The sequence below is a fragment of the Streptomyces sp. NPDC057543 genome (genome assembly GCF_042801895.1).
GTDB lineage: Bacteria > Actinomycetota > Actinomycetes > Streptomycetales > Streptomycetaceae > Streptomyces.
On sequence record NZ_JBHVFF010000286.1, the window covers coordinates 1 to 11,163 of the forward strand.

Annotated in this window: 10 protein-coding genes and 1 pseudogene; 8 read left to right on the forward strand and 3 right to left on the reverse strand. The window is 68.1% G+C overall.

The window, feature by feature from the left end; all coding sequences use genetic code 11:
* The 3 genes from ACFU8Q_RS33535 to ACFU8Q_RS33545 all read left to right on the forward strand — a co-directional run.
* A partial coding sequence (locus ACFU8Q_RS33535) for a terpene synthase family protein (protein ID WP_384461494.1) occupies positions 1 to 894 on the forward strand: 894 nt, incomplete at its 5' end.
* Positions 895 to 1,543: 649 nt separating this feature from the next.
* Complete coding sequence (gene abc-f / locus ACFU8Q_RS33540) at positions 1,544 to 3,178, forward strand: ribosomal protection-like ABC-F family protein (RefSeq protein ID WP_384461497.1); 1,635 nt, start codon at positions 1,544 to 1,546, stop codon at positions 3,176 to 3,178.
* A gap of 79 nt (positions 3,179 to 3,257) precedes the next feature.
* Entirely contained in the window at positions 3,258 to 4,922 is a 1,665-nt protein-coding gene (locus tag ACFU8Q_RS33545) for an ABC-F family ATP-binding cassette domain-containing protein (protein WP_384461500.1), read from the forward strand.
* 350 nt (positions 4,923 to 5,272) lie between these two features.
* Here the strand turns inward: ACFU8Q_RS33545 and ACFU8Q_RS33550 are convergent, their stop codons facing one another.
* Entirely contained in the window at positions 5,273 to 6,070 is a 798-nt protein-coding gene (locus ACFU8Q_RS33550) for an AraC family transcriptional regulator (RefSeq protein WP_384461503.1), read from the reverse strand.
* Between the two features lie 85 nt (positions 6,071 to 6,155).
* Between ACFU8Q_RS33550 and ACFU8Q_RS33555 the strand changes: the two genes are divergently transcribed.
* Positions 6,156 to 6,959, forward strand: a complete 804-nt coding sequence (locus ACFU8Q_RS33555) for a sulfite exporter TauE/SafE family protein (protein WP_384461505.1) — start codon at positions 6,156 to 6,158, stop codon at positions 6,957 to 6,959.
* Positions 6,960 to 7,530: 571 nt separating this feature from the next.
* The gene (locus tag ACFU8Q_RS33560) at positions 7,531 to 7,935 is read left to right on the forward strand and encodes a nuclear transport factor 2 family protein (protein ID WP_384461508.1); all 405 of its coding nucleotides are present in this window, start codon (positions 7,531 to 7,533) and stop codon (positions 7,933 to 7,935) included.
* A gap of 215 nt (positions 7,936 to 8,150) precedes the next feature.
* Here the strand turns inward: ACFU8Q_RS33560 and ACFU8Q_RS33565 are convergent, their stop codons facing one another.
* Both ACFU8Q_RS33565 and ACFU8Q_RS33570 read right to left on the reverse strand, forming a co-directional pair.
* Positions 8,151 to 8,432, reverse strand: coding sequence for a Tn3 family transposase (locus ACFU8Q_RS33565; RefSeq protein ID WP_384461510.1), 282 nt, complete (start codon positions 8,430 to 8,432; stop codon positions 8,151 to 8,153).
* Between the two features lie 686 nt (positions 8,433 to 9,118).
* Complete coding sequence (locus tag ACFU8Q_RS33570) at positions 9,119 to 9,571, reverse strand: DUF5707 domain-containing protein (RefSeq protein WP_384461513.1); 453 nt, start codon at positions 9,569 to 9,571, stop codon at positions 9,119 to 9,121.
* A 392-nt stretch (positions 9,572 to 9,963) separates the two neighbouring features.
* Here ACFU8Q_RS33570 and ACFU8Q_RS33575 point away from each other — a divergent pair, with 392 nt between their 5' ends.
* The 3 genes and pseudogenes from ACFU8Q_RS33575 to ACFU8Q_RS33585 form a co-directional block, all read left to right on the forward strand.
* A complete protein-coding gene (locus ACFU8Q_RS33575) occupies positions 9,964 to 10,395 on the forward strand; it encodes a DUF6083 domain-containing protein (protein ID WP_384461515.1) in 432 nt (143 codons plus the stop codon).
* Positions 10,396 to 10,550: 155 nt separating this feature from the next.
* Positions 10,551 to 10,823 (forward strand): DUF6225 family protein, encoded by a 273-nt coding sequence (locus tag ACFU8Q_RS33580; protein WP_384461518.1) that lies wholly within the window; start codon positions 10,551 to 10,553, stop codon positions 10,821 to 10,823.
* 120 nt (positions 10,824 to 10,943) lie between these two features.
* Positions 10,944 to 11,066: pseudogene (locus ACFU8Q_RS33585) on the forward strand (IS3 family transposase); the annotation flags it as partial.
* Positions 11,067 to 11,163 lie beyond the last annotated feature (97 nt).

The following is an 11,163-nucleotide window of genomic DNA, read 5'->3' on the forward strand; positions in this document are numbered from 1 at the left end:
CCCTTCCCCACCAACCCCCACGCCAACACCACCGAACAACACACCACCCACTGGCTCCAGACCTACCCCCTGATCACCTCATCCCACGAAACAAAAAACCTCTGCAACATCACCGCCCAAGGAATGGCACGCGCCCTACCCACCACCAACCCCGACGCCCTCACCCTCTGCACCGACCTCTTCCTATGGCTCACCGCGTTCGACGACACACACGGCGAAACCGAAGGACACCGCGACACCGCCCGCCTGACCCGCCGCATCAGCCACTGCGTCCAGCTACTGGCCGGCCACAACCAACCAGCAACCGACAACGACCCCTACACCGCCGCCTTGCACAACCTCCTCCACCGCTACCGGGAACAAACCACACCCACCCAATACCTACGACTCACCGCACACCTGCGAGACAACCTCTTCGGCATCCTCTGGGAAGCCCACCACCACAACAGACCCGACCAGATCACCCTCAACGACTACCGCGCGATGCGCCCACACACCGTCTTCGTCCGAACCCTCATAACAACCGCAGAAATCGCCGACACATACGAACTCACCGAAAACCAACGAACCTCGACAGCAGTACGAGAACTGGAGAACGCCGCCGCCGACCTCGCCGGATGGCTCAACGACCTCGCCTCATACGCAAAAGAAACAAAACACGGCAACCCAACTCCCCTCAGCCTCCCCACACTCCTCATCCAACACCACAAATACGACCTCGAAGAAGCCTTCCACCAGGCCTCCCGCATGTGCGAAAACCAAGCCACCACCACCCGCCACCACATCACCCAACTCACCCACAACGAAAACCCACTCACACACCACGCCCGCACCATCGAAAACATCACCGCCTCCTACATATGGCACACCACACACACCCGCTACAAACGTTAGAGGCCGCCCTCTCCCGGCGTTTCATCCCGTGGATCGCGTTGCATCCTGCAAGTGTCGGGTCGCTCCAGGACACAGTGGTTTCCCCGGTGAGGCGACGGACCATGAGGTCGATCACGGCTTCGGAGCGGTTGGGCAGGGCTCCGGAGCCGCGGCCCGGGCGGTGGTGGAGCACCAGCCATCCCCGCGCTCGACGGCCCACCGCTTCGGAATTGCGGTGAAGCCCCCGGCCCCGGGCTTGCGCTGGGAGATTTCCATGCCGATGCCCAGGGCCGCGGCGTGTTCGACCGCGAATGAAACCGGCAACCAAGAATCAAACGCTCACTCAGACTGCTCGGCAGGTCGGCAGGTTGCTGGCGAAACATGGCCGGCCCCCGCCGATACCCATGGCAGCGATGCTGAAGCCGCTCGGGCAGACACTCCCCGGACCAGGCAGGGAGCAACACCTGCTACCGTACGAGCTACTGCATTGTGGAATCGAGGAGTGGCAGACGTGGTGGGTGAAGACGACATCTCCGGGTGAGATCCGGATTTGACCGGCCACCGGACAGCGCTCAGTAGTGCTGTCGGCGTGGCTCGTTCGTCGTTCCCCTTTTTTCCCACACTGCCCAGGGCAGAGGTCTGTCTGCCCTTAATTCTTCGAGGTCGCTCCATGTCCGACGCTGCCATCGTCTGCTCAAACCTGTCCTTCACCTGGCCTGACGACGCCCCGGTCTTCACAGACCTCTCCTTCACCGTGGCCACCGGCTGCACGGGCCTGGTCGCACCCAACGGCTCCGGCAAGAGCACGCTGCTCAAGCTGATCGCCGGAGAACTCAAGCCCGCCACCGGCTCGGTTTCAATCAACGGAACGCTGGGCTACCTCCCGCAGAGCCTCCCTCTGACCGGAAACCTCACGGTCGCCGAGGTGCTCGGCATCGCCGCGGTGATCCGCGCCCTGGACGCCGTCGAATCCGGGGACGTGAGCGAGGAGCACTTCACCACCATCGGTGACGACTGGGACATCGAGGAGCGCACCCGCGCCCAGCTCGACCGTCTCGGGCTGGTCGGCCTCGCCCTGGATCGGAGCCTGAGCACGCTCAGTGGCGGCCAGGTCGTCTCCCTCGGCCTCGCCGCCCAACTGCTCAGGCGCCCCGACGTGCTGCTGCTCGACGAGCCGACCAACAACCTCGACCTGGAAGCCCGGTACAGGCTCTACGACGTGCTGGCGGACTTCAACGGCTGCCTGCTGCTGGTCAGCCACGACCGCGCGCTGCTCGACCGCATGGAACGTATCGCCGAACTCACCAGCGACGAACTGCGCTTCTACGGAGGCAACTTCACCGAGTACCAGGAGGCCGTGCGCGCCGAGCAGGAGGTCGCGGAGAAGAACGTCCGCAACGCCGAGCAGGAGCTGAAGCGGGAGAAGCGGGAGATGCAGCAGGCCCGCGAGCGCGCCGAGCGCCGCCAGAGCAACGCCGCCCGCAACCTCAAGAACGCAGGCCTACCCCGCATCTTCGCCGGCAACATGAAGCGCGGCGCGCAGGAGTCCGCGGGGCGGGCCGGCCAGATGCACGCGTCCCGGGTCAGCGAGGCCAAGGCCCGGCTACAGGAGGCCGGACGCGCCCTGCGCGAGGAACAGCGCCTCGCTCTTGAACTGCCCGACACCCAAGTGCCCGCTGGACGCAACCTCTTCCTCGGCGAGGGGATGCAGGTGCACCACGACAGTCAGGCCGTGTTCGCCGACGGCGGCGTCAACCTGACCATCCGCGGCCCCGAGCGGATCGCGCTGACCGGACCCAACGGCGCCGGAAAGACCACCCTGCTGCGGCTGATCACCGGTGATCTCGCACCGGACAGCGGGGAGATCGCGCGCAACGACGGACGGGTCGCCTATCTCTCGCAGCGCCTGGACCTCCTGGACCTGGACCGCACCGTGGCGCAGAATTTCGCCGCGTTCGCCCCCGAGCGGCCCGAAGCGGAGCGGATGAACCTGCTCGCCCGATTCCTCTTCCGGGGCTCCCGCGCACACCTGCCGGTGGGAGTGCTATCCGGCGGTGAACGGTTGCGCGCCACCCTGGCCTGCGTGCTGTGCGCCGAACCGGCCCCACATCTGCTCCTGCTCGACGAGCCGACCAACAACCTCGATCTGGTCAGTGCGGGCCAGCTCGAGAGCGCGCTCAACTCGTACCGGGGCGCCTTCATGGTGATCAGCCACGACGAGCGGTTCCTTGCCGAGATCGGGGTGAATCGCTGGCTGCGGCTCGCCGACGGAGTTCTCGAGGAGACCGGAGCCCCCGCGGTGTGAACCGTCGGCGTGTTGAGCAGCCCGCGTCCGAGGCCCTGTGCCCGGCGGGCCGACCATCGATCACGTTGGACGGTTTTCTGTGCCCCAGCCCGCTCTGCTCGCCCACGAACTCGTCCGCAACCTCGGGGGCCGTCGTGTTCTCGACGGCGTCTCCCTGACCGCTTCCCCCGGCCACCGCATCGGCCTGATCGGGGAGAACGGAGTCGGCAAGTCCACCCTGCTGCGCGTACTGGCCGGCGTGGACCAACCCGACGCAGGAAGCGTCTCGCGCCCCGGTGACATCGGCTTCCTGCAGCAGGAAATGCCTTTCGAGGCCGCCTCGTCCATCACGGCCGTGCTGGACGAGGCGCTGCGCGAGGCCCGCGAGGACGTCACGGAGCTCGAACGGCTCGGCGAGGAACTCGCCCGTGTCCCCGAGGACGCACCCGGCCACCAGGAACTCCTCGACACCTACGGCAGGCGGCTTGAGCAGGCCCAGGACCGGGAGTCCTGGGACGCCGATCGCCGCGCGGCCCTGGTGCTCGACGGGCTGGGCCTCGGCGCGGTCGGACACGACCGCACTCTCGGCTCCCTGTCTGGCGGACAGCGCTGCCGACTCGCCCTGGCCGCGCTGCTTGTCCGACGGCCGTCGGCGCTGCTGCTGGACGAGCCGACCAACCACCTCGATGACGGCGCCGCCGCCTTCCTGGAGGAACAGATCCGGGGCCTGCCCGGAGCTGCGGTGGTCGCCAGTCACGACCGGGCGTTCCTTGATGCTGTCTGCACCCACCTGGTCGACCTCAACCCGACGGTGGACGGCCCGGTCCGCTACGGCGGCAACTACAGCGCCTACCTGGGTGAGAAGCGCGCCGAGCGAGAACACTGGGAGCGGCGGTACGCCGAGGAGCAGGAGGAGTTGGAGGGACTACGTCACGCGGCGGGCGTGACGGCGCACCTGATCGCGCCGGACCGGGGACGCCAGGACAACGAGAAGATGGGCTACGGCCACCGGGCGGGCCGGGTGCAGAACCAGATTTCCCGCCGGGTGCGCAATGCCACGCGGCGGCTGGAGGAACTGGAGCGCACCCAGGTCGCCGAGCCGCCGCGCCCCTTGCGATTCGCCGCCGGGGAACTGGCCGCGCGGGCGGAGGAAGGCCCGCAGTCCCTGGTGTCTCTGCGGGACGTACGGGTTTCCGGCCGGCTCGCTCTGGACGCCCTGGAGGTATCCGCAACCGACCGGCTGTTGGTCACGGGCGGCAACGGGGCGGGCAAGTCGACGCTGCTCGCCGTGCTCGCCGGACAGCTTGCCGCCGAGGGCGAGGTGCGCAGGCGGCGCCGACTGACGGTGGGGCTGCTCACCCAGGACACCGTGTTCGCCCGGGACGACCGCACGGTCCACGACACCTACGAGCTGTTGCTGGGGGCGACGCGCGCCGAGGAGGTGCCGCTGAGCTCGCTCGGTCTGATGCACGCGGCGGACTTGGACAAACCCGTCGGCCAGTTGTCCGTCGGCCAGCGCCGACGGCTCGCACTGGCCCTCCTGGTGGCCCGGCCGCCCCAGTTGCTGCTGCTCGACGAACCCACCAACCATCTCTCCCCGCGCCTGTGCGACGAACTGGAGGAGGCCTTGAGGACCGGCCCCGGCGCGATCGTCCTCGCGAGCCACGACCGCTGGCTTCGCCGACGGTGGCAGGGGCGCGAGATCCGATTGGAGCCGGGGCGCGGTCAGCGGGCGAACGCGGCGGCGGCCCGTTCCCGGTCCTGACCCAGGCGCGCCCTGATCGGTGCCCACCCGGCCGCGATCCGGTCCTTCACATCAACCGCGCCTCACCGAGCAGCACCGCTCGGAAAGGTGACGATTCTTGCGCTCCGCGACAGTCACCTGTCGGGATGGTGCCGTCGGGTTCAATGTCGGCATCGCGACCGCATGCCGCCACAGTGGAATACCTCCCAGGAAAGATGGCCTGGCATCTGACGCCCGCCCAGGAGCAACTCGAACCAACCCCCTCGCTTCTTGACGTCCGTCCGGAGGTGCCAGGACCGCCTGAACGTCAAGCACAGCAGTGGCGTACGACTCGGGGTTCGCCGGACCGGTGCGGAGACATCGGGGTGCCGTCAGGAGTTGCGGCTGCGGCTGAGACCGCCGCCCTGGCGGCTCGCGGCGAAGCGGGACGGAGGCATGCCGAAGGCGCGCGTGAAGGCGGCGGTGAACGCGGCGGGAGAGGCGTAGCCGAGACGGCCACCGACCTCGCTGACCGAGGCGGTGCGCAGCAGCGGGACGGCCGCGAGCAGGCGGGCGCGGGCCCGCCAGACCGCGGGGCTGTCACCTGCCTCGGAGCGGAAGCGCCGGGTGAAGGCCCGTTCGCTCATGGCCGTCCTTGCAGCCCATGCGGCGTTGGTGACGCCGACGTCAGGGGCGGCCAGGTACTCGCGGCAGAGCCTCGCGAGATCGACGGAGGCAGGAATCCCGACGTGGAACGGGAGCGGGGAGCGGTCGGCGATCTCGTACAGGAGGAGCGCGGCGATGCTTCCCTCCCGCCCGGAAAGGCTGTAGTCGACCTCGAACTCGACAGCGACCAGGAGCAGTTCGCGCAGCAGCGGCGAAACATCCACGACCGTGCAGGTGGCGGGCCACCAGGGGATGGCCTCCGGCTCGATGTACAGGCTCCGGGTGCTCACCCCCATCATGCGGACCCGGTGCCGGGTAAGGGCCGGAATCAGAACGGCGCGCTCGGGCGGAACGGTCCAGCTGCCCTCGGCGGTGTCGACGACCATGACCCCGGTGGCGCCATAGAGGAACTGCGCGCGCCGGTGTTCGTGCCAGTCCAGTACGTGGCCGGGTGGGTAGTCGGTGCCGATCGGCAGGACGGCCCGGTCGACGTGGTCGATGCCGTCCAGGGAAACGTTCTTCACCCGGCCACCCTACTGGCCGAGACGCAAAGGAATGGCACCGACCATCGCATGCGAGAAGTCCGTCGGAGCTGGTGGAGTGGGACCCATGGACGATGTGGCATTGATCGGGATCGGACTCCTCACCGGGGTGACGACGGTGTTGTTCGGGTTCGGAGGCGGGTTCGTCGCGGTGCCGGTCGTAGTGTGGGCGGACGCCACGCTCGGCGCGGACGCGATGCGAGTGGCGACGGCCACCTCCGCTCTGGTGATGGTGGTGAACGCGGGGTTCGCGACGGCCGTCACACCGCAGCGGGTGCTCCTCGCGCTCCGCGGCAGCGGCACGCTGCTCCTCCTGCTGGCGGCCGGTGCCTCGGCCGGCGCGCTCGCCACGCGACTCGCCCCGGCCGATCTGGCCCGCTGGGCGTTCGTCGCGTACGTCGCTCTCACCCTCGCCGACTTGCTCCTGCGCCCCGGCTTCCTGCGCCCGCGCACTCGTGTTGAAGCGACCTCCGATGCTCCGCGTTCGCTACCGGCCATCCTCGGCGCTCCGGTCGGCGCGGTCGCTGCCTTCCTCGGCGTGGGAGGCAGCGTCATGACCGTCCCCGCGATGCGGCGGGCCGGGCACACGATGGACGTGGCGACAGCGTTGGCCAACCCCCTCACGCTCACCATCGCGCTCCCGGCCACCGCATTGTCCCTGGGCGGCGCCGCGATCCCCACCGCCGCGGACGCGCACGTGCACTTGGTGGGTCTCATCGACCTCCGCGCCGCCTCGGCGCTGCTCCTCGGAGCTCTGCCGGTGATCGCGATGCTGCGGCGGCGCCCGCCGCGGATCCCTGATCACATCCACGCTTGGGCGTACATCGGCCTGCTGGCCATAGTGACGGTTGCGATGTTGCTCACGGTTTAGCACGGGACCGCAGCGGCCTGCCTACCTCGCGGGCGCCTGCGCCGGGGGAACGACGGGCCGGAGCAGAGGGGCAGGCACCCACCCGGCCGGACCGACCCCGGGCATGGTCTCCGGTACGGGCTTGGTGGGTTCACGCGGTGAGGCGGCGGGATCCGCATACACCGGCGCCGTGACCCCCGGGAATCCGTCGCGCGGTCCGGTCTCTGATATCGCCCATTTCCGTCATGACCGCGTGGCGGTTGCTTCGTCAGCCGCGGCGATGTCGAAGACGACCGGGCCGGGCTCGTTAAGTGCTGCGCGTCAATCGACTCCATGCCGCGGAAGCGTTCTCACCTGAACGTGTCGCCGGACTGGGCATGAACGTGTCGCCGGACTGGGCACGAAGCAATTCCACGCATGACGAGTTGTCCGATCTTGATCCGCAGCTGTCCTTAAAGCCGAGTCGCTGCGTCGGGCGGTCTACGCTGTCACCGCTTCCCATTACGTTCAACGGCCCAGCATCCTGGGAGGAAGCCTCTTAGCGTTCCCGGGTCCCCGGATCGCTCCGGCCGTCTACAGAAGGGACAATGCGATGGACCCTGATATCCGGACCAGGGCCGCACTCGAGGAACACTGGCGGGCATCGGAACGTGGGGATACCGAAGCCGAGCACGCCATCTACGCTGCGGACGCGATCCTCGACTACCCCCAGTCAGGTGAACGATTCCGGGGCCGTGCGACGATTTCGGCGCAACGTGGCGGGCACCCTGCCAGTCGGCACTTCACCGTCCACCGAATCGTTGGCAGCGGGGATCTGTGGGTGAGCGAGTGTGTCATCACGTACGACGGGGTGCCCACCTATTCAGTAAGCATTATGGAATTTACCCACGGGCATGTGGTGCACGAGACGCAGTACTTCGCGGACACCTTCGGTGCGCCTGAATGGCGGACAGCACTCGCGGAGCCGATGCCGGGCAGGAATATCGCCCGGGCCTGACCCAGGGCTGAGGGCTTGCAGGAAATCAACACCCTGATTCCCTGCAAGCCTCTTAGCCTCGATCATTCATAAGCGTGTGTCGGCTTACTGACGCGGACTCTGGAGCTTTTGTGGATGGGCGTGTTCTGTCTACGTCTGCTCCGCGACGCGTAGTTTGGGCGGTTCAGCTGTAAGCCCGGTCAGCGAGAAGCGCCATAGTCAACATTCCGCAGCGGTCAGGGCCCCGCCCTTGCGTGCGCCCGCTCGGCCAGGTCCTGCCGGATCGGGCGCCGGCCGTCCTCACCGACCGCCGGCCGGTACAGCTTCGCGGAGCCGATGTTCTTCAGCCTGGGCATCAGCTTGAAGTCCAGCATGTGCGCGAAGGCGAACCCGACGATGGACGCGCCGTGCATGTCGATGTACCGCCGGTCGACGACCATCTCGGTGCAGTGCCGCAGCACCCCCTCGGCCACCGGATCGGCCCTCCCAGCGGCCGAACCGCCCGCGTCCACGAGCATCTCGCGGGACGGCTCCTACTTGCTCGGCGTCGAGCTCGGGCTGAAGGGCAAGAACGACCTGCGCATCGTCAGCGGCACCGCGACCTCGCCGGTCTTCAACGTGACAGTCCGCTGAGACGCGCCGCCACCGCGGCAGAGGTGGGCTGTCGGCACCGGGGTGGTCTCACCTGTCCCGGTGCCCGCGCCGGATGGAATCGTCGGCGTGCGCTGGTGGTGCGGGCGGAGTTGACACCGCCGATCGTGTCGATGACCTGGCGACCCAGATCGAGAGCGGAGTCGATGTCGCCGAGGCGAGGTGGCCCCAGGCCTGCCGGACCTGGTAGATCACGGTGCTGCGCACCTCGCGGTCCCTGTTGTGGGGTCTTCGTGGGTGAAGGCCGCGCGGAAGTTCTCCCGGGCGCGCGGAGAACGTGACGAAGCCCTTCCCCCGGTGGAGGGAAGGGCTTCGTGAGCGAGCGCTGGGCAGGCCTTGCACCTGCATTTCCCCGCAGGAAGCGGGGCGTCTTTCCTTGGACCACCAACGCAGAGTCGGTCGCCTTCAGTTGCGGCGAACTTCCAAGATCAACTATAGCGCATGCGGCCGTCGGCCGACCCCAGGCCGTCACGAAGGCGGTTGAGCGGCAGACCCGTGCGATGCGCGCGCTCAGTGCCAAGGCACGCGTGCCACCATCACATGCGCGTTTGGGTCACACAACGGTGAAGTCGGCCGCCTTGGTGTCCAACGTCGTGGTGCCGTCTTCGGCGCCGGCCAGGACGGCGACGTGCCAGACACCACGTGGGGACGCCTTGGCTTCGGCGCGGCTGACGGTGACCGCGTAGGTGCAGCGCACGGTGTCCTCACCGAAGGGCTTGCAGACGGCCGATTCCACGGCCGCCATGTCCTCGGTGGTCAGCCCCTGCTCGGCGAAGGAAGAGTTCGCCGGCCAGGCCAGGACCTTCACGTCTTTGACGCCAGAGGACGCCGTGACGTCAGTGGTGAAGGCCAACGAGCCGTCACGGTCGCCGTCGGGGGCAGCGTAGCGGGCAGTGCTGTGCGTCAGAGAGGGAGGCTGCTCCCCGGCGGGGGCGAGGGCGAAGGCCCCGGCACCTCCGAGGACGACGACACCGGCGGCCACGGACAGAACGATACGTCGGGGCATGAGAGGTTCTCCATAATCGTCTCAGCTGGACCAAACCGGCGCTGTCGGCTGCGCCGCTGCACCGATCATCGCCGCGCAGGGTGCACCGGGCATGAGTACAAGCGCTCAACCCAGCCTGAGTAGAGCGGTCGGGCCGACTGGTCGTGGCAGCCACCCGAGCCGCGGCCCACATCGCTCGAGTGCGCACAGAGGTCCGCCCGGAGGGAAGGTCGTGAAGAGGGACCGGTCAGTCCCCTCTCCTTCGGCGTCGGGTTCAGCCTGAGCCCGAGGGGCTGCTGTGCCGCTATATGCCTCACAGGGCATCCCGTGGCGCACCAGGCATGTTCTCCCCCACCTGGCACGGCTGGATCGCGCCCTACCCGCACCAATGGCGCGTCCGGACCCTGTGAAGCATGGGGGACACCGGAAACACCACACCAGGCTCGGACAGTACCGACAACGCATTCCACGCCCTCCTCGAAGGCGCCACCGCCCCACGGCCGCCCGCCTCACCCGACTGCCCGTTCTGCGACCTCCGCCAAGACCGCTACGCCACCCACTACGAAGGCCACTGGGTTCTCCTCGAACCCCGCATCACCGTCCCCGCCCACACCGTGCCCCCGCGTCGGCGCTGGATCATCACCTCGGACGGGGCCGCGATGAACCTCTGGGACGCCGAACCCCTCCCCGGCACCCGGTGCCGGATCGCGCACCGCACCGTCTGCCCCTACCTCCAGCCCGAAGACCCCTGGCCCTGGATCACCGCGCTTCGACAGGAGAATGAACGACGTGCGCAGCGCCTGTTCAACTTGCCTGATGACTGGGACCTCCCCGACACCGGGTGACCGCCGGACCAGCCGGTACCTTGTGCCGCGGCTGGGTTCGTTCATCACCGGTGATGCGTTCTTCACCCCGGCCCCCGTGCCCCGGATCAGTGCTCTGGCCCGGGCCACAGCCGTGTCTCCACCCACCAGGCAGCCCGGTGCGGCAACCTGTGCGCATGACTGATGTCTTTGAGCACACACCGCAGGTCTGGAACGCTGCGCAGCTTCGCGACGCACTGAAAGACCTTCCTGACGACGCACCCATCCATATCGGCGTAGCAGGAGACCCAGGTGACTTTGACGGGTACCGCGGCTTCGTCCTCGTAGACGCGCATCAGGTCGAGAACTGGTGGCCGGCCACCGCCACCACACCGGAACGCACCGAGACAGAGAAGGCGCTGACACTGTTCGCCGACTGGGAGCCGGGCGCGTACGACCTGCTCGACTGAGCAGGCGGGCCTTGACCCGGGATCTTGGACACCCGACACACTTGGATCTTGGTGGTCCAGGAGAACGGATGTCCCGTGGTCATGAAGCACTATCCGCCGGAGTTCAAGGCGGAAGCGGTCCGCCTGGCAGGGCGGGCGATCGCGGATCACATGCGAATCGATCTCGTCACCGACGCCCTGGCCGCCGCCGAGCGCACCCGAGGCAGCCTCGCCGGGGCGGTCATGCACACCGATCACGGCTCACAGGGCGAATTCAATCGGTCGTCGCAACGCCTCGTCCTTGGAGGTGTTGATGGGCAGGCCAGCAGGGTGGATGGCGGCGTTGACTGGACGGTCGCCG

Coding starts and splice junctions, on each gene's coding strand:
- ACFU8Q_RS33580 (WP_384461518.1), top strand. CDS start 10,551: ATGACTGATGTCTTTGAGCACACACCGCAGGTCTGGAACGCTGCGCAG.
- abc-f (WP_384461497.1), top strand. CDS start 1,544: ATGTCCGACGCTGCCATCGTCTGCTCAAACCTGTCCTTCACCTGGCCT.
- ACFU8Q_RS33565 (WP_384461510.1), bottom strand. CDS start 8,432: ATGCTCGTGGACGCGGGCGGTTCGGCCGCTGGGAGGGCCGATCCGGTG.
- ACFU8Q_RS33575 (WP_384461515.1), top strand. CDS start 9,964: ATGGGGGACACCGGAAACACCACACCAGGCTCGGACAGTACCGACAAC.
- ACFU8Q_RS33570 (WP_384461513.1), bottom strand. CDS start 9,571: ATGCCCCGACGTATCGTTCTGTCCGTGGCCGCCGGTGTCGTCGTCCTC.
- ACFU8Q_RS33555 (WP_384461505.1), top strand. CDS start 6,156: ATGGACGATGTGGCATTGATCGGGATCGGACTCCTCACCGGGGTGACG.
- ACFU8Q_RS33560 (WP_384461508.1), top strand. CDS start 7,531: ATGGACCCTGATATCCGGACCAGGGCCGCACTCGAGGAACACTGGCGG.